Raw genomic sequence first — 21884 nt, forward strand, 5'->3', positions numbered from 1 at the left:
TTAGTAAAGATGGCAAGCCACTTTATGTCCGTTGTCTATCGTTTTTAATACTGGTTCTGCTTGTTTACATATATCTGTAGCGAACGGACATCTGGTATGAAATACGCAACCTTTTGGTGGGTTTACAGGTGATGGAAGTTCACCGATAAGTTTAATTTTTTCACGTTTTACAAATGGATTGGCTACCGGAATTGCTGAGAGTAAAGCTTTTGTATAGGGATGTAATGGATTTGCATATAACTCATCAGTAGGAGATTCTTCTACTAATTTTCCGAGATACATTACACCAATACGATCTGAAATATGTCGAACAACACCAAGATCATGTGAAATAAATAAATAGGTTAAGTTAAAATCTTCTTGTATATCTTCTAATAAGTTTAGTACCTGTGATTGAATAGATACATCTAGTGCTGATACAGGTTCATCACAGATGATGATACTAGGATTGATAATTAAAGCCCTTGCTAATCCGATTCGTTGTCGTTGACCACCAGAGAATTCATGAGGAAAGCGATAATAGTGTTCTCTTTGAAAACCAACTTTGTTTAAGATATTCATAACTTGTTCTGTTCGTTCTTTTTTGTTTCCCAATTTATGAATTTTAAGTGTCTCTTCAAGTATTGCCCCAATGCGTTTCCTAGGATTAAGGGATGAATAAGGATCTTGAAAAACCATTTGTAATTCTCGTCGAATATTTCTTAAATTGTTTCCTTTTAATTTGTTGATATCTTTTCCTTGATATATTACTTCACCTTCTGTAGGCTCAAGTAATCTTAAAATTGTACGACCAGTTGTACTTTTTCCACAACCGGATTCACCAACCAATCCATATGTTTCTCCTCGAAATAGACAGAAAGAAACATCATTTACAGCTTGTACTTGTGAAATTTTATTATTTAAAGATCCAATAATAGGAAAGTATTTTTTTAGATTTTTAACTTCTAAAATGACATCTTTAGGTGCTTCTGTTTTAGAAGGAGACTGCGGTACTACTTGACTTATTTCTGAAACCATTCATCACACCACCTTTTTCTTGAATCTCTTTGAAATGCCAACAGCGTACCTTGCGGTCATTATCATAAGACTCTAATTGAGGCATCTTTTCTCTACATAGGCTTGTTGCAAATTCACAACGAGGTGCAAAACGACATCCCGGTGGAATTTGGGTTAAAGTCGGTACCTTCCCTTCTATGACATAAAGTTTTTCATCACGAGGACCTTCGATATGCGGAATTGATTTTAAAAGCCCTTGGGTATAAGGATGAAGAGGAGAGGTGAAAATAAACTCCACCGAGGCTTCTTCAATTACTTGACCCAAGTACATAACAACAACTTTTGTACAAACTTCCGCAACCACACCTAAATCATGTGTAATCATTATGGTACCCATATTAAATTCGTCTTTTAGGTCATTAATTAAATCTAAAATTTGTGATTGGGTTGTTACATCAAGCGCGGTAGTTGGTTCATCAGCGATTAACAATTTTGGTCTACATGAGAGTGCCATTGCAATCATGACACGCTGTCTCATCCCTCCAGAAAGCTCATGAGGATATTCATTCACTCGTTTTTCAGGAAGTGGTATACCTGTTAATCTAAGCATTTCAATTGCTTTTTCTTCCGCTTCTTTCTTCGATAAGTTTTGATGGAGCAATAATGCTTCAACTATCTGATTGCCTACTGTATAAACTGGATTTAAGGAACTCATCGGATCTTGGAAAATCATCGATATCTCGTTTCCGCGTAGTTTCTGTAAATCCCTATAACTAAAATTTAAAATATCTTTATTCACAAATAGAATATTACCTTCATAACTCGTATTCTTTTCATCCAGGAGGCGAAGTATAGACTCTGCAGTTACACTTTTACCGCAACCGGATTCACCTACAACGCCTACAGTTTCACCTTGTTTGACAGAAAACGATACATCATCAACAGCTGTGACAGTTCCATTCTCCGTATTAAAATGAATCTTTAAATTTCTTACTTCTAACAGTATGTCTGACATTGAATCACCACGCAGTTTCTTATTTTTTTGCCTTATTATTATGTGGGTCTAATAAATCTCTAAGTCCATCTCCAAAAAGATTTAGCCCAAAGACTGTAAGCATAATAGCGATACCAGGGAAAAGTGTCATCCACCAAGCGTTAAATATTACAGTTTTTCCGTCAAATAACAGGTTTCCCCAACTAGGATCAGGAGAAGGAATACCAGCACCTAAAAAACTTAATGCTGCTTCAATGATTATGGAGTCAGCAAATATAAAAGTGGCTTGCACAATAAGTGGTGATAAAACGTTTGGAGCAATATTTAACCAAATTATTCTTGATGAACTTGCTCCTTGTGCTCTTAATGCCTCCACATAGGTTTGCTCCTTTACAACTAATGCAGCAGAGCGTACAGTTCTTGCTACGGAAGGAGTAAAAACAATGGTTAGAGCAATTATGACGTTTTCTAATCTAGGTCCAAGGGAAGCCATTATTGCGATTGCCAAAAGAATTGCTGGGAAGGCCATCAGACCATCTGAAATTCTCATCAATATACCGTCTAATCTCTTGAAATAAGCAGAATACAGACCAATAATCATTCCTAGGATAGAAGTAATAATGGCTACCGCAAAGCCAATTATTAAGGAGACTCTTGCACCGTGAACAACCCTGCTAAATAGGTCTCTACCGTAGTTGTCAGTTCCCAAGAAATGTTCTCCACTTGGTGCTTTAAGCCTTTTCATAGCATCTAACTCATATGGAGTAAAAGAAGTAAAGAAAGGAGCTATAATCGCTAGCAAAATAATTACGATCATTATGATCGAACCAGATAGTGCAAGTTTATTTGAAAGAAATCGTTTTATCAAAAGGTCTCTATGTTTCTTTTTCATCTCACTTTTCAAAGCATTTAGTTGTTCATTAGTAATTACATTTTGCACTTCATGTCAACTCCTTTCTATTTTCTACCCAATCGAACACGTGGGTCGATAATGCCGTATAGTAAGTCGATGACTAAGTTGATCAGTACATAACTCACAGCTATTAACATAACGGAGCCTTGTATAACAGCGAAGTCCCGTCGCTCTACGGAGTTGATGATTAGTTGTCCAATACCTGGAATGTTAAAGACTGTTTCAACAACAGCGGCACCTGCAACAAGTGTTCCAAAAGTTTGTCCGATAATTGTAAGAATAGGGATAAAAGCATTTCTCAAAGTATGTTTAATTACAATTAGAGTCTCTTTTACTCCTTTTGAACGTGCAGTTTTAATATAGTTTGCATTTAATACATCTAGCATCGAAGATCGAGTCATTCTGGCTATTAGGGCAGCTTGCATTGCGCCAAGTGCTATTGCTGGAAGAATTAAATATTTTACATGGTCAAATAGTCCTTCACTAATTGGCTTATATCCTGCTACAGGAAGCCATTTAAGTTCAACACCAACCAACAAAATTAAGAATAAGCCAAGTAGAAAACTTGGGACGGAAATACCCAGTAAGGAAATTCCCATAAAGCTTTGATCCAAAAATGATCCTCTAAACTTTGCAGCAAGAATACCAAGAGGAATTGCAACTACGATTGCAAGAAATTGTGCCATTATTGCTAAGGATAGAGTAGGTCCCAAATGTTCAAAAAAAGCTTGTGAAACTGGTTGTTTCATAAAAATGGAAGTACCTAGATCACCTCGTAGTATATTACCAAACCAAGAGACAAACTGCTCAATTGGTGGCCGGTTTAATCCGAGCTCTTCTCTGAGCTCGGCAACCTCTTCGGGGGATGCTTCCGGTCCTAAAATTACAGCAGCTGGATCACCAGGAGTTATATGCATTAATAGGAACACAACCACGGCTACTACAAGTAGAACAGGTATTAAAGATAATAAACGTTTTAAAATATAGCCTTTCAAGTGATCATCTCCTCGATGATTTAGTTCATTCATATACTTTACAAGTTACTTCTTATCTACATTCCAAAGAATGATTCCTTGAAGGAAATCCATACCTTTTACATCAGAACGTAGGGTTGTGATGGTTGTTTTGTTACCGAATTTAATCATTGGTAAATATTCGTAAAATTGTTCTTGTAAAGCATCAAAATGTTGTTTTGCTTCTTCTTGAGAACTTGCAGTATTAATTTTATTTAATAAATCATCAATAATTGGATCGTTTGTCCAACCTGGCCATTCATTAGAAGAAGCTAAGAAAACGTACTTAGTTGGAATAGGCTCTGTAGGGAAACCTGTAACAAAAATGTCATATGCATTTTCATCTGCTCTTTTTTGCAATACAGTTGCCCAATCATAAATATCTAGTTTTACTTTCATTCCTATACTTTCAAGTTGCTGCTGAACTACTACTGCAGCATTATAATGATCTTCGTAGTCACGAGTTGAAAGAATTACGATTTCATCCCCATTATATCCAGCTTCTTTTAGCAATTCTTTTGCTTTTTCAGGGTCATCTTGATTGTATTTCTCTTTCCCAGCTTCGCTATACCACTCTTTTTGATCTTTAATCATTAAGCCGTGCTCTAATTCATAAAATTCTGGACTTGTAAAGGCGGCTGTTAAGATTGCTTCTTCGTTTAAGGCTGCATTAACAGCTTGACGTGCAACAACATTTTCAAAGAAACCAGATTTCTTATTAAATACAACACCATTAAAGCCATTGTGATCTACTGAATTTTTCACATCACTATTGGTAGCAAGTTGCTCGGCATTATCAAAAGAAATTGCATTTGCAATGTCATATTCACCTGATTGGATACCTGCTAATCTTGTAGATGCGTCCGTAACAAATTGGAAGTAAATATCATCAATGAATGCTTCTTTTTTTCCTGCTAAACCACTTGCAGGTAGATCAACAGATTGATATTCTTCAAATTTTGTTAGATGAACATATTGATCGGCTTTCCATTCAATTAACTTATATGGACCAGTACCGATGAATTCTGTTAAACCTTCTGCAGTTGCAGATTCTATAGTGGATTTTGGGGCTATAACTGCTGCTTGTCCCGGATCAGCTAACATATGCAAAGCGGTAAATTGTGCTTCAGGCATTTCAAGTGTTACTGTTTCTTCATCTACCTTTGAAAAAGTAGAATCTTTAAAGGAAGTTTTTCCTAAAGAGGTTGTTTCTACCCAACGTGTCATGGAAGCTACAACATCATCAGCTGTCATCACATCACCATTATGAAACTTAATATCCTTCCGTAACTTGAAAGTAATTGTTTTTCCATCTTCACTTTGCTCATACGACTCTGCAAGTAGTGGTGTTATTTCAAAATTTTCATTTAGGGTTAACAATGTCTCATATACATTTCTCATTACATCTCTAGTAGCCACCGCTGTTGTGATAAGTGGATCAAGAGTAGGAGGTTGGGCATTATAAGCTACTTGTAATTCTTTCTTTGCATCAGAACTATTTGCCTCAGACTCTCCATCAGAAGAACATGCTGCCAAAGCTAAAATCAGTACTAGCATTAAAGCCACAAAACCAAAGCTAAACTTATTTTTTTTCATAACTTTCCCCCATTTATATTATTTAAAAAGTTTACACTTCAAAACTACTCTTTTTTGAAGGAAACACTTTAAATTAATTTAACACTCTATTCTAATAATTTCAATAGGTTTAAAAATTAAAAAAATTTAACGAAATAATACATAAAAGAAGGGTCAAGATAAGAGGATTTCACCTAGAGTTGTAGAATATCCGAATAGGGGGAGATTTCCATTGAAGAAAATGTCATTTTTTGAACAAGTTTTAAGTGCAGTTTTTATTCTCATAGGAATGTTTTTTTTAACTTTTGCAGTGCTTTTCTTTACTTTAATTATTGGGAAAATATCGTATGTAGCGTTCATATTAACAAGTGGAGTTGTGGTATATATCTTTTTTGTTCTTCTTGTCTTTCATTTCTTCCAAACGAAAAAGCGGAAGGTGATTTTCATAAGCTTTGGAATAATGGCGATTTCATTAAGTACTGTTCCAGCTATTAAGTATGAATATACTAAACGAATTGAGATGGTGGATGCAGAAGTGAATATTTATGTCTATAAACCTTTTTCAGATTCACGAGAAGTAGCAACATTAGAAGAGGCTTCAACTTTGCAGCTTAAAGACCAGCTACCGAGAATGGACGGAGCAACAGCTTTATATCCCTTATACTCAGCATTTGTTCAGGCTACATATCCGGAAAATGACTATTATCCATATGATAGTGCAGTGATGGTTAATACAACACCGGACGCCTACGACAACTTGATTTACGGAAAGGTAGACATGATTTTTGTCGCAGCTCCTTCTGAAGCACAGCTCACTAAAGCAAAGCAACAAGGAAAAGAGCTGGAACTAACGCCAATAGGAAGAGAGGCTTTTGTATTTTTCGTCAATCAAAAAAATAAAGTAAATGGATTAACGATGGAGCAGATAAAGGATATATACTCTGGCAAAGTGACAAATTGGAAAGAGGTCGGAGGGGCAGATGATTCTATTCGTGCCTTTCAGCGCCCGGCAGATAGCGGAAGCCAAACAGCACTCGAAAACTTAATGGGGGACACTCCTATTATGGAGGCACCTTCAGAAGATATAGCTACAGGAATGGGCGGAATTATTAATGAAGTAGCCCAATATAAAAACTTTAAAAATGCAGTAGGCTACACCTTCCGTTTCTATTCGACTGAAATGGTAGGTAACGAGAAGATAAAACTATTAGAAATAGATGGTATAGCACCAACGAAAGAAACGATTCGATCAGGTGACTATCCAATTGCATCAGAGTTTTATATTGTAACAGCAGGTAGTGATAATCCTAACGTCGAGAAGATGATTGAATGGATACTTTCTGAGCAAGGGCAGAAGTTACTCGAGAAAGCTGGGTACGTTCCCATAGCAAAATGAACAGAGCTCCCATCTAGATGTTGGGAGCTCTCGTTGTGATTAGATAAATAAACTTTGGCTACTTGTAGTAAAAGAGTCACCTAATCTATCTTGCTGACCCATCCGATTTTATGCGTGGACCACCCGATTATCGAGGGAAGCCATCCGATAATCGAGTCGAACCATCAAATAATCTGGCCAAGCCAACCGATTATTGAAGCAAGCCATCCGATTCGACCGGATAAGCATTTTTTCTGTCCGGATAGAAAAAATTGTGACCGGATAAACAGAAATATGTCCGGATAAAAAAATATGTGACCGGATAAATTACTTTCTGTCCATTCAACATCTTTTCTACATTAATTAATGTTCTACTTGTAATAAAAAAAGTCTCGTTATCTATTATCTTGCTGAGTCCAAAATTTTGGCTGATGCATCCGATTTGTTTCCAGATAACAAGTCTAGAGTAAATCCAATTCGTCATTTAATTTTTTTGCTTGGTTACGGAAATAAAGATAGAAGGCTGTCCAAAAAATTAAATAAAATCCAGCAAATAATACAATTGCGGAGAAGAAGCTAGACCATTCAAATGGCACCCAGCCTATTCCAAACGCTAAAATAAAATACAGTACGACAACGGTTAGAAAATGTAGTCCTGTCTGTTGGGCTAAACGCAATTTTGGATTTTCAAAATAGAGAGGGCTCACCGTGAAAAACCATCCACAAAAAATAGAACCTAGCGAATACTTCAAAAATAGTTGCCCATCTATCATCTCTTGTTCTCCAAAAAGTACTATTAAATTAGTAAATAGGACGGCTAAGAAAGCCCCAAAGAAAATGCCAATCATGCTTCGAAAAAGAAAGGTCTTCATACACTTTTCCTCCTATTCATCTTTAATGCTTCTTTAATCGTGTTTACATAGGTTCGGGAAACATATTCCTTTGCACCTGATTTGAAATGCACACATAGGGTGCCATTGAATGATGCTTCAAATCGACTCAATTCATGTAGGTTTGCTATAACGGATTTCGATAGGCGGATAAATTTATTAGAAGGAAGAATTTCCTCGAGTTCATAAAGTTTTTCTTTTAATTTATAGGAACCAGAAGTAGTAACCGCGATGACTGCTTCTTTTTCTGTATGGAAGTAGTGAATATCCGAAGGTTTTAAAATATGCTGCATTTCTCTCACTTTTCCTACAAGGAATTCTGTTTCTTGCCCTTTTATATAATCAAGTAACTCTTGGACGGAATCATCCAATTTAGGCGTTTCAATTGTAACTTTCGTCTCTTTAAAATCATCATCAATATTCAATGAAACTTTCAACACTTGACACCCCTCTCTCCCTAAGTGTAATGGTTTCATGAGTAGCAAGCTATATCATTTTTCGTCTGTTTTGTATTCTCAAAGTTATTATAGAAACAAGAATTAATGCAACGATATAACCGATGGAAAGGAGGGTGCTGTGGCCAAAGTTAAGCTGCCCATTCCAAACTGCGATAAACAAATTGTTTATATGATACAAAGGGTTAACGTCCGCAATAACTTGCACAAACTTTGGCATCATGTTGATAGGAATCGCAAATCCACCAGTAAGCATAACGATTTGGAAGAGGACGATCGAAAATACAAGGGCACTATTCATATTTTGAAAGAACGAATAAATAGCAGATGCCAAGATAAGAAGCGCAGCATTGATTAAAATGAAAAACCCATAGGATGACAGAGCCTCCCGCAAATGAAACTGTAAATCATACATAAGCAAACCTATCGAATATATAAACACATATCCAAGGCTTGTAATAATAATGGAGCGGAGAATACTGGAAAGTAATAGCGTTTTTCTTGGAACAGGAGATAGACTAATTCTTTTCTCGATGCCAGTCGTCCGTTGCATTACTTGGTCAAAACCATAAGCGAAAAATACAACCGTAAAAGTAATGAGTAAGATAAAGGAGGGGGTATAGGTTTGGGCATAGCTTAAGTTTGCGCCATATGTTTGATCCCCATATAATTGCCCCATAAATATATACGTAGCAGGTGGAACGACAACGGTGAAAACTAAATAAAAGATTTCTCTTGTGAACATTAATAAATCATATTTTAATTGTGTAGCTAACATTTAAACTCCTCCTCAAATGGAAACTTTCGCAAGATAAAACGCATGAATAGATTTATAGCCTGTAGCTAGAATATTTTGGGTAGTGTCAAAAACCTCACTGATTCCATTGTTAATCAGCATCACTTTATCGCAGTACAATTCGATTTCATCCATATTATGTGTGGTTAAAATGACAGTGCCTCTTGTACGTTTGTTGTAATCGGTAATATACGACCAAAGGAGATTTCGCATATGTGGATCAAGTCCTGTAGTTGGTTCGTCTAATATAAGAAGTCTTGGTTCAGACAAAAATGCTATTGCTAAACTAACTATTTGCTTCCATCTGCCAGAGAGCTTATCAAAGTATTTCTTTCGGTGGGGCTCTAATTTGAAATCTGCAATGATTTGTTTAATATCAACGGGTGATTGATAGTACGCTTTGAATAATTTCAGTAATTCTTCTACTTTTAACGTTTTATAAAATTGTGTGGGCTGCAAAACGACAGATATTTGTTTTCGAATATACTCCAATTGGGTAATAGATAGAGACTGTATATCTTCATTTAATACGACTACATTACCAGCATCATATTGTTTAATCGTCATCAGAATCTCAAGAAAAGTTGATTTTCCTGCTCCATTCTTACCGATGACCCCTATAATATCACCTGCTTTTGCTTGAAAATTTACGTCTTGTAAAACATTGTTTTGTCCATAAGATTTTTTAAAATTACGAACGTCAATTATATTCATTGTAATTCCTCCAATAAATTTCTTTGTATACCAAGTTTATGGTGGAATAACTAAAAAGACAGTTTGTTTTAGGTGAGTGGTATTTAAAGGGGAGTGACTTGCAATAAAAAGAAGGTGACTTGCATGGCTTGCCATGTAGGAATGTGAACAGAACGAATTATCATACATATTAATAGGTCTTGTTATAGTAGAAACAATTTATAGGAGGATGTGGGACTATGATTTATGCAAAGCTATTTATACAAATGATTGTAGTAGCAATTTGTATTTATTTTGTTAGTGGACGGTTAATGGGCACCCAGATAAAGTTCACTAAGCGTATATTGTCGGTTGTTCTTAGCGTGTCCTTAACCTCTTTTGTGTATTGGTATTCTTATTTACGTTATACGGATTATTTGAATGAAAGTATGGTCACTGCAGTTACGAATGCAAGCACACTTATTTGGATTGCTAGTATGCTGTTGATCACGATGTTACTTTATCTGTTTTTTGAGTTATTTTCCCCACTTGAATTGGATGAAAGAAGAAATAGACATACCAATCAAAAGTTTTTTCTCAAACGCGTTCGAAACCAATGGCGTCAACAGAAAAGACTGCGCCAAGTCGTTCAAATTGGTCTTACAAATGGTTTTACAAGAGCATTAAAATACGCTCGACATCGAGAAAATGACCGTCAGTTAGCGATTGCCTTCCGAGAAATATTAGAGCAGTCAGGCGGGATCTTCATCAAGTTTGGTCAAGTGTTATCTACGAGAAAGGAACTCTTTTCAGAAGCATTCATCGAGGAGCTTGGCTCATTACAGCAAAATGTGAAGCCTTTGACGGAGGAACAGGTGAAGTCAATTCTGCAAAGAAGCCTGCCTTATAGTTTAGAAAGTGTATTTTCCTATTTTGATATGAAGCCAATTGCAGCTGCATCGATTGGACAAGTACATAAAGCGATTTTAAGAAGAAATAATGAGGAAGTCGTCGTCAAATTGTTACGTCCTGATGTGAAAGATATAATGCGTGACGATTTAAATATATTAGTTGATTTTGCGGATTGGGTTTGTAGTAAATCAACTTGGGCAGAAAGTTTAGGATTTCGAGAGCTCGCAATCGGGTTTGCTGATGGTTTACGAGAGGAAGTAAACTTCGATATAGAAGTACGCAACACGATACAAATTACAAATGCGCTTGTGGAAAGTCAGTATAAAGTGAAGATACCACGTGTTTACACAGAATTTAGTAACAAATGTATGATTGTTTCTGAATATGTTCATGGTCAAAGTGTAGCGGTTGGTGATGACTTATTTTATGACTTAGAGATCGATAGAAGAGAATTTGCTCGAACAGTACTTTATTCATTCATGGAGCAAATGCTAGTTTCCGGTATATTCCATGCCGATCCACATCCAGGGAATATTTTTATAGATAAAAAAGATGGCCTTCCAATATTACTAGATTTCGGTGCAGTCGGTCGACTGGCGGCTCCCCAGCAAGAAGGGATGAAACTACTATTACTTGGGATTCGGCAAAATGATGCGAGCATACTGTACGATGGAGTGATGTTACTTATCGAGGATGCAGACCATTCAGAACGAGAAGATATTGAACAAGCATTAGGTCAAATATTATTGAAGATTTCTTATGTGGATCGTGTTCCTACAGAACAACTGATTCAATCTCTATTTGAAGTTGTCCGTGATTTCGGGTTGTCCTTTTATCCATCCGTGGGACTTGCACTTCGCTCTCTTATCACATTAGATGGTACATTACGCATTATTAAACCAGATTTTGATATTTTCGTAGAAGGAAAAGAGTACTCTAAACAGTATATAGAGTCCTTATTGAAAAAACCGTTCAAAGAACCTGGTGCTACAAAGGATTTTATTGAAGAAGAGCTGACTATGATCATCCCAACGCTTCGTAAAATTCCAAGTAGAATAGACCGTCTCGTTCAGCGTGTGGAAAGTGGAAAAATCATCCTACATCATGATATTTTCTCGGATAGGAAAAATGCAGACTTTGTTACGCAACTGTTTTCCCGTTTTGTCTTATTACTTGTCGGTATCACATTTGGGATTATTTCCGTAGCACTGTTAGCAATTGCCCAATTTGTATATGAAGCGTATACGGTATATTTAAATACAGCAGCTTATGTTGGTTTATTTCTATGTGCGATACTACTTGTCAGACTATCCATCCAAGCTATTCGAGATATGAAACGAAGTAATAATTAATATAAATGCAGACTCCCTGCTTAGGGGTCTGCATTTTTTAAAAGAAAGTATAAAAATTTTGAACAGTGTCTAGCTCCAGACTCCCAGCTCCTCGAGGGACTGAAGCGCTTGTAAGGGCTTAACAGGGCGATTGCGTTTTTCTTATTTGTTTAGAACTGATTTTTTTGCTAATTGTGTGATGTAATCAAAAAATACATCGTGGTCTACATCGTATACGAGATGAACAGGGCGACCGTTTTCATTTAGTTCAGTTTTACCTTGACTTGCACCACTTGCAATCGCAATACAGTTAACAGTCTTTTTCTCCACTAAATCTTCATGGCCAATAGTGGCAGTTGTTAACACATCCCACAAAAAGTAAGTTGAATTAGTTTGAAAATGAACTAGAGATGGTACGGCTGCATAGCATTGTCCTAAGAAATCAACACCTAGATTCTCACGTTGTCTTGCCCACATTTTACGAATGTCGTTTGTAAGAGGTACTTTATTCGTACTTTCTAGGGCTACTAAATCAATGTTGATATTCGAATTCCAAACTGTTGCAACAGCTTCCGGATCCCAGAATGCATTCCATTCAGCTGTTCCGTCATGTTCAGGCTCTTCAACATTTCCTTTTTCAAGGAATGTACCGCCCATCCAAACAAGCTTCTCGATTTTTTCTTCAATTTCTGGTGCAATTTCAAGCGCACGAGCTAAATCTGTTAATGGACCTACGAAAAGTAATGTGACTTTTTCAGTAGAGGCATTTAATTTATTTACTAAATGAATGTGGGCGGGTTCATCCACAACACCCGTTTTTAAATCGAATTCATTCAAGACTGGTAATGCATCTACATAAAACGCGTGCATACGCCAATCCTTAGGGAAGGGATTCACAGGACGAGAATTTGAAAGAGCAACCTCAACTTGTTTACCCTGTCCAAAACGGTCAATAATTTTTCGACTCGCATATTGTGCTGGTTCTAAATAACAATCAGCTGGAATAACACCAACACCGATTAATTCTACTTCTTCCATTTGTAATAATAAAAATAGTGAGATTAAATCATCTACCCCACCATCGTGATTTAAGTAAACAGGCTTTTTCAAACTAGACACTCCATTTCAATAATCTTCTATTCATATTTTTCCTCTCTAAGTATAAGTTAAAACAGTACTTTTCAACAAATAAAACCACCAGCAAGCTCTTATCAGCAATGGAAAACCCAGCAAAATATTTAGATGCACAAGATAAATATATTGCTGAAATGTTAAAATCGGCAGATGGTTTTGGTACTATAGCTACACGTGCAGATATTATTGAAAAAGTTATTCAACCTGAAATGCAGACTCCCTGCTTAGGAGTCTGCATTTTGTGTTTTCTGACCGGATAAATAAAAATGTGGCCAGATAAAAATATTTGTGACCGTTCAATCTCTTTAACGAGAAGCTGGATTAGTTAAAGTACACTCGTTTCGAAATGTTCAGCGCTTGTTGCGAACGCGTCCTTTTCAATTGTAAATCCTAAGTCTTCAATCATCTTTAAATCTTTCTCTGCTTCTTGACCAGAAGTTGTTAAGTAGTCTCCAAGAAAAATAGAATTTGCCGCATACATAGCCATTGGTTGTAGAGAACGCAAGTTAAGCTCTCGACCACCTGCAATGCGTATTTCTTTTGTAGGTAGCATGAACCTTGCAAATGCCACAATTCGTAAGCACCACATCGGTGTCATTGGTGTTTTGTTTTCAAAAGCTGTTCCTTCTATCGCATGTAGGAAATTAATCGGGACAGAATCTGCATCCAGAGAGTGAAGGGAACGCATCATACTAATAATATTCTCCAAAGATTCACCCATTCCAATTATTACACCGGAACAAGGGGAGATGCCTGCCTGTTTTACTTTTTCAACGGTGCCAACTCGGTCGTCGAATGTATGAGTGGAAACGATATTGTCATGAAAATCTTCCGATGTATTAATATTATGATTGTAGCGATCAATCCCAGCTTCTTTAAGTTCCTCCGCTTGGTTTTCTGCAAGTATTCCAAGGCAGCCACATAACTTTAGTGGCAATGTTTCTTTTATTTCCCTAGCTGCTTCTTTGACTGTTGCTAACTCATGTCTACTTGGACCACGACCACTTGCTACAATACAAAAAGTACCTGCCCCTAATTCAGCAGCTCGTTTTGCCCCTTCTACAATTTCGTCCTTCGTCATCATTCTATATTTTTCAATTGGGGCATTTGATTCGGATGATTGGGAACAGTAACGGCAGTTTTCGGGACAAAGCCCTGACTTCGTATTAATGAGCATATTCAATTTAACATCATTGCCGTAAAAATGATGTCTGATTTTATATGCTGCATCCAGTTGAGCAAGTGTTTCTTTACTATCTGCCTGTAAAAAATCAAGACATTCCTGATCCGTCAGCTGATGGCCGTTTAACACATTTTCTGCTAGTACATTCCAGTTCATCCAATCACCTCATGTTTTAGATTTGTTTGTGTATGTGCTGGAAAAGCTCGAAGCACTTTATAAGAAATCATTGCGGAAAGTACCGATAATGCTAAGTCCTTTGGTAATGGCACTAGCATAAAAGTCCAAGCCATTTGGTAATCAAAACCTGTCGGAGCAGTAAACCAAAGTTTATAGGCTATGTACATCCAGTTTGTTCCAATCAAATAGGTAATGACTGTCCCCACAAAGGAAGAAATTAAAAGCATCCGGAACGACTTACTTTTTTCTACCATTACACCTGTAACCCAAGCCACGAGTATAAATGCCAACAAAAATCCAAACGTTGGACTTAGAATCGCACTTATCCCTCCGCTGAATCTTGCAAACACTGGAATACCTGCTAAACCAATGAATAAATAAATAATCATAGACAATGGTCCATATTTTTTTCCAAGCAAAGCACCGGCAAGCAAACTAACGACCGGCTGAAAAGTAATAGGAACTCCGGCGATAATAAAAAAAGGAAGAATGGATGTTATATTCGCTCCAATTCCCATTAACGCTGCAAATAAGGATGCCAAAATCATCCCGTGTAAACGTGATTTAACCACTTCAACTCCACACCTCTCTTTTCTATTTCATTTTCAATTATATGTATTTCAAATAAATGTGTAAACCTATTTTTATTTTAGGTTAACACAAATGACGTCTAGTAGAACATTAAGAAAAGTGCGATAATATTCTAAAATAAGAAATGCTTGTTGAAAAGGGGCAACTAGGATGGTTTATTTAGGGATGGTGTTTTTTCAAGTTGTTGCGCCTATTCTGATCATGTTGGGAATAGGAGCAACTTTACAGATCAAGTTTCAATTTAATTTGAAGGCTTTATCGAATTTAATCACGTACTGCTTAATGCCAGCAGCAGTCTTTGTTAATATTTATGAAACAAAAGTAAACGCTTCTGTAATGGCTGAAATTGTTTTGTACCTAGTGATTTTTAGTATTTGTTTAATGATTTTGGGGACAGTTGTTAGCAAACTACTAAAATTAAATAGAAATCAGGCGGCTATTTATAAAAATAGCATTGTGCTCATTAACTCTGGGAACTATGGGATTCCAGTCAGTCAGATGCTATTCGTAGCTAATCCTCTTGGTACTTCTATTCAAATTATTATCGTGATTTTCCAAAACATTATTACCTATACATACGGTTTATATAATTTAATATCTTCTACAAAGTCTGGGTTGGATATTTTACGTAGCTTATTACGCCTGCCGCTTGTACATGCGTTAATCATTGGAGCAGTGATGAACATATGGAATATAGGTATTCCCATTTCTTTGCGGATACCATTGGATTACTTGGCAAATGCATTTATTTCTATTGCACTTATTACATTGGGAGCCCAGTTAGCTCAGCTCGATATTAAAACAATATTTAACAAGGTTATATTAACAAGCACAGTTGGAAGGTTAGTACTAGGCCCGATGCTTGCGTTTGGTTTAATCATGGTGATGGATATTGATGGTGTAGTAGCACAATCCTTATTCATAGCAAGTGCATTCCCAACTTCTCGAAATAGCTCTACACTTGCACTGGAGTATGATATTGAGCCAAATTTAGCGGCACAGATTGTATTATTTTCAACGGTTGTTAGCTGCATTACCGTGACAATCGTTATTTATTTATCAAAAGTTTTGTGGGGGTAATATGAAAAAGAATACATTACAAGCACGTATTTTTACATTTGGGGCTATATTTGTTTCGTTAGTGGCAATAGTCATAGGGATATCCTTTTACTTTATCATTTCTCATGCCATTGAAAGACAAATAGGGGAGAGGGCCCTTAGTATAGCAATCACTACTGCAGAACGACAAGATATTATTGCTGGCTTTCAAGCAGAGAATCCTACGGATGTTCTTCAGCCTATTGCAACATCTATCCAAGAGAGCACAGGGGCAGAGTATGTTGTTATTGGAAATAAAGAAGGAATTCGCTATGCCCATCCTGTAAAGGAAAGAATCGGGCAAAAGATGGTAGGCGATGATAATGAGCAAGCACTAATTTATGGTAAATCCTATATATCAGAAGCTACTGGTACATTGGGAACAGCTCTAAGAGGGAAAGCACCAGTTTTCGATGACAAAGGAGAAATTATTGGAGTTATTTCAGTTGGATTTTTAAAGGACAATATTGCAATGATATTCATGCAGTATGTGGACAATATTGCATATATCGTTGTAATTGCTATTTTAATAGGAATTGTTGGATCTAGTATATTAGCACGCAATATTAAAAAAGAATTATTTAATCTGGAACCGTCTGAAATAGCGAGTTTATTTACAGAGCGTAATGCATTGATTGAATCTGTACGCGAAGGAATTATTATGGTCGATGCAAACGGTGTCATTACGATGGTCAATTTAGCAGCACACGAAATATTATCTTTACCAGAACAGACGGAGCTAGTTGGTCGTAATATTTGGGAAGTGATTCCAAATACGAATCTACCACAAGTTATGGAGTCTGGAGAAGATCAATTAGATCGTCCGATGGAGATTCGTGGAAAAAAAGCGATTGTAAATCGTATTCCGATTCGAGTAGGAGACAAAATAGTGGGAGCGGTTTCAAGTTTTCGTCTTCAGTCGGATATTGATCGGTTAGCTGAAGAGTTATCGCAAGTGAAGCGTTATACCGAAGCATTAAGAGCACAGACACATGAATATAACAATTTTTTATATACGATATCCGGTCTTATTCAGCTAAATTCTTATGAGGAAGCACTTAGTTTAATCCATGTAGAGACAGCAGAACATCAATCATTAATTCAATTCATGACGAAGCATTTACAGGATCCATTCCTTGGGGGGATTGTTATTGGATTTTTAAATCGTGCAAAGGAATTGAAGGTACGATTTGTTTTGGATGAAGACAGTTACTTAGAGAAGCTGCCGAAACATTTACAGAAACACCTCTTTGTCTCGATTATTGGAAACTTAGTAACGAATGGATTTGAAGCAGTCGAGGGCTTACTAGAAGACGAACGGATTGTCCGAGTGTTCATATTAGATAACGGAGAAGAAATTTTAATTGAAGTAGAAGATTCAGGAAATGGGATAAAAGAGGAAGTACTAAATGATATTTGGAAGGAAGGAGTTTCTACGAAGGAAGATGGAAATCGCGGATATGGTTTAGTGAAGGTACAGGAAAATGTGAATGATTTGGGTGGCTCGATTGCTATCGAAAGAGGCGATCTAGGAGGAGCTCTGTTTATCGTTTCGATTCCAAAAGGGGGTTATTTACATGACAAACCAAATTGAAATACTAATAGTAGAAGACGATAAAAGAATTTCTGATATTCATCGACGATTTATTGAAAAATTAGTAGGATTTGAGGTCATTGGTTCTGCATTTACAGGGGATGAAGCGAAGGATTGGATTATTTCCTATCAACCAGATTTAGTTTTACTAGATGTGTACCTTCCTGATACGTTAGGAACTGACTTATTAACAGTCATACAGGAGCATAGTCCAGACACAGATATTATTTTCATCACTGCTGCAGCTGAGGCGGATATTGTGAAAAAAGCATTTCGAGGTGGTGTGGCAGATTATATTTTGAAGCCATTAACATTTGAAAAATTCAAGGAAAGTCTTCTGGCTTACAAAGAAAAGAGAGATATCCTCACAGGAGTAGGCAATGTCCAAGAGGAATTAATCAAGTCGCTTTGGAACAATAAAGCGACACCTATACAGTATATGGAATCGATTCCTCCTAAAGGAATCGATCCAATTACGAAAGAAAAAATAGTAAATGAGATAAAAACAATAAAGGAAGGGATTACAGCGGAGTCTCTTGGTCTACAAGTAGGGGTGAGTCGATCTACTGCAAGACGCTATTTAGAATATTTAGTTTCAGAAAAGGTTGTGTATGCAGAACTCATATACGGAACGGTTGGTAGACCGGAGCGTAGATACTTTATCCAGTAGTCGTGAACAATATGAACAAAATGAACTTAATACCCTTTATCCAACTTATAATCAAAAGCATTGAGTTTACGTAATGTTTTGATAAATTATAAACAAGCGAATGAAAACGCTATCATAAAAAGGGGTTAAGGGGGATTTAATGTGAGTATGTGGAAAAAAATCACTTCAATAGCTTTTACAGCATCATTAGCAGTAGGCTTAGCAGCTTGTTCATCCGAAGAAGGTGGAGAAGGAAAAGCAGGAGCTTCTGAGTATCCCAAAAATAATATTACGCTTGTTGCTCCATCTGGTGCAGGGGGCGGATGGGATTTAACAGCACGATCTATCGCAAAAACAATGAATGATACGAAATTAATTGAAAAACCAATCACTGTGGAAAACAAGCCAGGTGGTGGTGGAGCAGTGTACATGGCGGAATTTGCAACGAAAGAAGCAAAGAATGATTATGCATTGATGGTTAAGTCTCCACCAATTCTTATTAATAACAACAAAGCAGAAGGAAATAGCCAATATGGCTACAAGGATACAACACCATTAGCACAGTTAACTCGTGACTACGGTGCAATAGTAGTTAAAAATGACTCTGATTTTAAAACGTTACAAGATGTATTAGATGCTATTAAAGCTGATTCAAAGGCAGTAACACTTGCAGGAGGATCTGCACCAGGGTCTATGGACCATTTAGTAGGAGTTCTACCAGCATTTGAAGCTGGAATTGATCCGAAAACAGTTAAGTATGTTTCGTATGATGGCGGTGGAGAAGCAGTGGCTGCTCTTCTTGGTGGAAACGCAGATGTAATTGCAACGGATGCATCTACAATTGCTACGTATGTAAAATCTGGCGATGTACGTGTACTTGCAGTTAGCTCTACAGAACGTTTAGAAGGTGATTTAGCAGATGTGCCAACATTCAAAGAGTCTGGTATCGATGCAGAATTTACAATTTGGCGAGGTATTTTCGGACCGAAAGAAATGTCAGAAGGCGCTAAAAACTACTGGTCTGAAAAACTAAGTGAAATGGTAGAAACGGAAGAATGGAAAGCTGAGCTAACGAAGAACGGTTGGGCTAGTGAATACCGTAACGCAGAAGACTTTACTAAGTATTTGGAAGACCAAGATAAAGTGATTGTTGAATTATTAACAGCACTTGGCATGCAGAAATAAAAAGTAATTGGCGGCCATTGTTGCCGCCTTTTCTATTAGAAAGGAGAGTGCACTGTGAATAAAAAATTTGATCGAATAGCCGGAATTGCTTTTTTATTAATTGGAATTCTGTTTTTTGTAGAGAGCCAAAGAATTTCAGATAGTGCTTATGGGTCTACTGTCGGTCCGAAGATTTTCCCTATGGGCCTTGGAATAATTTTAATATTATTAAGCATTCGACTATTATATGAAACATTTAAATATAAATCGGAAGACTCCCAAAAGGAGCAATTGCAATATAAGAAGTTCCTAATCATCTTTGGAGGCGCGGTATTATATGCATTTTTCTTAGAGATAGTTGGTTACGTCGTATCTACCTTTCTATTTTTATTCATAGCTTTTCAAACGATGGAGAGAGGGAAAACAGTTTCCTCTGTAGTTATAGCAGCAGTATTTTCATTTGGCATTTATTATTTATTTTCAGAGCTTCTTGGTGGGTCATTGCCAGGATTCCCGCTGTTTTAAGGAAGGAGAGATTAAGCTATGGACACATTGCAATTTTTAGCTGACGGATTTAGTGTCGCATTTCAATGGCATAATATATTGTTCGCCTTTGTTGGTGTGGTTATCGGAACAGCAGTTGGCGTATTGCCAGGTATCGGTCCGATGAGTGGTGTTGCTCTTCTCATTCCAGTAACAGCAACGATTACATCTGGAATGCCAACTGGAGCAGCTGCAGCAAGCTCGATCATTTTGTTAGCAGGGGTATATTACGGAGCGATGTATGGTGGCTCTACAACTTCTATTCTATTGAATACACCAGGAGAATCGTCTTCTGTTGTAACAACTTTAGATGGTTACCAAATGGCGAAACAAGGTCGAGCAGGAGCAGCTTTGGCAATTTCGGCAATTGGGTCATTTTGTGCAGGGATAGTTTCGTTAATTGGACTTGTACTATTAGCCGAACCACTCTCGAATGTGGCGATAAAATTTGGACCAGCAGAATATTTTTCGTTAATGTTATTAGGTTTAGCAGCAGTGAGCGGACTTGCAGGAAAATCAATGACGAAAGCATTAATGATGACTGTTTTCGGACTTATGCTAGGAACAGTAGGAATAGATGCGGTTTCGGGAATTGCCCGCTTTACATATGACCTTCCCATTTTATATTCAGGATTCGAATTTTTAACGATTGCAGTTGGTTTATTTGCCCTGGGGGAAGTGTTTAAAACAATTTTAGAACGAGATGAAGAGTCAGGGGCAATTGCTAAGATCAATCGGATATTGCCAACAAAGCAGGATATGAAGGAAAGTGCCGTACCAATTGCCCGTGGTTCACTTCTAGGCTTTTTTATAGGTGTTTTACCAGGAGCAGGTGCTACACTAGCTTCATTCTTCTCCTATATGACGGAGAAAAAATTTAGTAAAACTCCAGAGAAATTTGGAACCGGACATATTGCTGGAGTGGCGGGTCCGGAGTCAGCAAACAACGCAGCATCTGGCGGAGCAATGATTCCACTTTTAACTTTAGGGATACCTGGATCAGGTACGACCGCTATACTAATGGGTGCACTCATCATGTACAATATTCAACCAGGCCCATTATTATTTGATGAACATCCAGAAGTTGCATGGGGCCTAATCGCAAGTATGTTCATCGGGAACTTAATGTTACTTGTGCTGAATATGCCACTAGTAAGAGTCTTTGCAAAAATCATTCAGACACCAAAGAAGTATTTGCTACCAATGATTGTTGCCATCTCATTCTTCGGTGTTTACGCAGTACAATATACAACATTTGATCTCTTCATATTGTTAGGCTGTGGAGTTTTAGGTTATCTATTATCGAAGAACGATTACCCAGTAGCTCCTTTAGTTTTAGCACTTGTACTTGGCCCAATGATTGAAAACAATATGCGTCGTGCTTTAACGATTTCGAATGGAGACTTTAGTATCTTCGTAACAAAACCGTTATCGCTAGTTTTCATCATTGCAGCTGCAGCATGGTTATTGATTCCTTTACTTTTAAAATTAAAGGGACGTCAAGTTATTGTAAACGAAGAAGAATAAGAGAAATGCAGACTCTACTTGAATGGAGAGTCTGCATTTTTTTAGTTTCTGACCGGATAAATAGATTTGTGACTGGATAGAAAGTTTTCTGACCGGATATACAAAAATGTGACCGGATAAAATAATTTCTGACCGTTTAACCGATTTATATACTAGTAGTAACCATGAATATAATTTTTTTAGATAAGGGGTGTTCAAGTGTAACGGTTGTTTCTAATCAAAAACGGTATAATCTGTTAAAAAAATATATTGACACACGAGGGATCTAATTATATATTAATTTCAGTACCAATTTTCTGAAT

21 protein-coding genes are annotated in these 21884 nt (G+C 37.0%); 9 read left to right on the forward strand and 12 right to left on the reverse strand.

What is annotated here, in order from left to right:
* The 5 genes from AM499_RS19210 to AM499_RS19230 all read right to left on the reverse strand — a co-directional run bounded on the left by AM499_RS19210 (position 1) and on the right by AM499_RS19230 (position 5512).
* Complete coding sequence (locus AM499_RS19210) at positions 1-1017, reverse strand: ABC transporter ATP-binding protein (RefSeq protein ID WP_053591701.1); 1017 nt, start codon at positions 1015-1017, stop codon at positions 1-3.
* Complete coding sequence (locus AM499_RS19215) at positions 974-2011, reverse strand: ABC transporter ATP-binding protein (protein ID WP_053591702.1); 1038 nt, start codon at positions 2009-2011, stop codon at positions 974-976. The genes AM499_RS19210 and AM499_RS19215 overlap by 44 nt, the downstream gene beginning before the upstream one ends.
* A 19-nt stretch (positions 2012-2030) precedes the next feature.
* Positions 2031-2882 (reverse strand): ABC transporter permease, encoded by an 852-nt coding sequence (locus tag AM499_RS19220; protein WP_053592295.1) that lies wholly within the window; start codon positions 2880-2882, stop codon positions 2031-2033.
* Between the two features lie 65 nt (positions 2883-2947).
* Positions 2948-3898, reverse strand: a complete 951-nt coding sequence (locus tag AM499_RS19225) for an ABC transporter permease (protein ID WP_053591703.1) — start codon at positions 3896-3898, stop codon at positions 2948-2950.
* A 45-nt stretch (positions 3899-3943) separates the two neighbouring features.
* The gene (locus AM499_RS19230; RefSeq protein WP_053591704.1) at positions 3944-5512 is read right to left on the reverse strand and encodes an ABC transporter substrate-binding protein; all 1569 of its coding nucleotides are present in this window, start codon (positions 5510-5512) and stop codon (positions 3944-3946) included.
* A 220-nt stretch (positions 5513-5732) separates the two neighbouring features.
* Here AM499_RS19230 and AM499_RS19235 point away from each other — a divergent pair, with 220 nt between their 5' ends.
* Positions 5733-6887, forward strand: a complete 1155-nt coding sequence (locus tag AM499_RS19235; protein WP_197275668.1) for a PstS family phosphate ABC transporter substrate-binding protein — start codon at positions 5733-5735, stop codon at positions 6885-6887.
* A 440-nt stretch (positions 6888-7327) separates the two neighbouring features.
* Here the strand turns inward: AM499_RS19235 and AM499_RS19240 are convergent, their stop codons facing one another.
* The 4 genes from AM499_RS19240 to AM499_RS19255 are packed head-to-tail and all read right to left on the reverse strand — an operon-like array spanning position 7328 to position 9721.
* Positions 7328-7738, reverse strand: coding sequence for a DUF3021 domain-containing protein (locus AM499_RS19240; protein WP_053591706.1), 411 nt, complete (start codon positions 7736-7738; stop codon positions 7328-7330).
* Positions 7735-8193, reverse strand: a complete 459-nt coding sequence (locus AM499_RS19245) for a LytTR family DNA-binding domain-containing protein (protein ID WP_053591707.1) — start codon at positions 8191-8193, stop codon at positions 7735-7737. The genes AM499_RS19240 and AM499_RS19245 overlap by 4 nt, the downstream gene beginning before the upstream one ends.
* 49 nt (positions 8194-8242) lie before the next feature.
* Positions 8243-8989 carry an ABC transporter permease gene (locus AM499_RS19250; protein WP_053591708.1) on the reverse strand — a complete coding sequence of 249 codons (747 nt, stop codon included), beginning with the start codon at positions 8987-8989 and terminating at the stop codon, positions 8243-8245.
* Between the two features lie 12 nt (positions 8990-9001).
* The gene (locus AM499_RS19255; RefSeq protein WP_053591709.1) at positions 9002-9721 is read right to left on the reverse strand and encodes an ABC transporter ATP-binding protein; all 720 of its coding nucleotides are present in this window, start codon (positions 9719-9721) and stop codon (positions 9002-9004) included.
* Between the two features lie 218 nt (positions 9722-9939).
* On the opposite strand from AM499_RS19255, the gene AM499_RS19260 reads away from it, so the two are divergent.
* Positions 9940-11943 carry an ABC1 kinase family protein gene (locus tag AM499_RS19260; protein ID WP_053591710.1) on the forward strand — a complete coding sequence of 668 codons (2004 nt, stop codon included), beginning with the start codon at positions 9940-9942 and terminating at the stop codon, positions 11941-11943.
* Positions 11944-12084: 141 nt separating this feature from the next.
* Here AM499_RS19260 and AM499_RS19265 read toward each other — a convergent pair whose 3' ends face one another.
* Positions 12085-13032, reverse strand: a complete 948-nt coding sequence (locus tag AM499_RS19265) for a nucleoside hydrolase (RefSeq protein ID WP_053591711.1) — start codon at positions 13030-13032, stop codon at positions 12085-12087.
* A 107-nt stretch (positions 13033-13139) separates the two neighbouring features.
* Between AM499_RS19265 and AM499_RS21755 the strand changes: the two genes are divergently transcribed.
* Complete coding sequence (locus tag AM499_RS21755; protein ID WP_156316834.1) at positions 13140-13316, forward strand: hypothetical protein; 177 nt, start codon at positions 13140-13142, stop codon at positions 13314-13316.
* A gap of 65 nt (positions 13317-13381) precedes the next feature.
* Here the strand turns inward: AM499_RS21755 and bioB are convergent, their stop codons facing one another.
* Positions 13382-14395: a biotin synthase BioB gene (gene bioB, locus AM499_RS19270; RefSeq protein WP_053591712.1), complete on the reverse strand. Its 1014-nt coding sequence runs from the start codon at positions 14393-14395 to the stop codon at positions 13382-13384.
* A complete protein-coding gene (locus AM499_RS19275; protein ID WP_053592296.1) occupies positions 14392-14964 on the reverse strand; it encodes a biotin transporter BioY in 573 nt (190 codons plus the stop codon). The genes bioB and AM499_RS19275 overlap by 4 nt, the downstream gene beginning before the upstream one ends.
* A 193-nt stretch (positions 14965-15157) precedes the next feature.
* Here AM499_RS19275 and AM499_RS19280 point away from each other — a divergent pair, with 193 nt between their 5' ends.
* From AM499_RS19280 to AM499_RS19305, 6 genes are all read left to right on the forward strand, one after another.
* Complete coding sequence (locus tag AM499_RS19280) at positions 15158-16087, forward strand: AEC family transporter (protein ID WP_053591713.1); 930 nt, start codon at positions 15158-15160, stop codon at positions 16085-16087.
* Position 16088: 1 nt separating this feature from the next.
* Positions 16089-17699 (forward strand): ATP-binding protein, encoded by a 1611-nt coding sequence (locus AM499_RS19285; RefSeq protein ID WP_053591714.1) that lies wholly within the window; start codon positions 16089-16091, stop codon positions 17697-17699.
* A complete protein-coding gene (locus tag AM499_RS19290; protein WP_053591715.1) occupies positions 17683-18369 on the forward strand; it encodes a response regulator in 687 nt (228 codons plus the stop codon). The genes AM499_RS19285 and AM499_RS19290 overlap by 17 nt, the downstream gene beginning before the upstream one ends.
* Before the next feature lie 147 nt (positions 18370-18516).
* Positions 18517-19533, forward strand: coding sequence for a Bug family tripartite tricarboxylate transporter substrate binding protein (locus AM499_RS19295; RefSeq protein ID WP_053592297.1), 1017 nt, complete (start codon positions 18517-18519; stop codon positions 19531-19533).
* A 54-nt stretch (positions 19534-19587) separates the two neighbouring features.
* On the forward strand, positions 19588-20037 hold the full coding sequence (locus AM499_RS19300; RefSeq protein ID WP_053591716.1) for a tripartite tricarboxylate transporter TctB family protein: 450 nt from the start codon (positions 19588-19590) through the stop codon (positions 20035-20037).
* An 18-nt stretch (positions 20038-20055) separates the two neighbouring features.
* Positions 20056-21582, forward strand: a complete 1527-nt coding sequence (locus tag AM499_RS19305; RefSeq protein ID WP_053591717.1) for a tripartite tricarboxylate transporter permease — start codon at positions 20056-20058, stop codon at positions 21580-21582.
* Positions 21583-21884 lie beyond the last annotated feature (302 nt).

Source organism: Bacillus sp. FJAT-22090 (assembly GCF_001278755.1).
GTDB lineage: Bacteria > Bacillota > Bacilli > Bacillales_A > Planococcaceae > Psychrobacillus.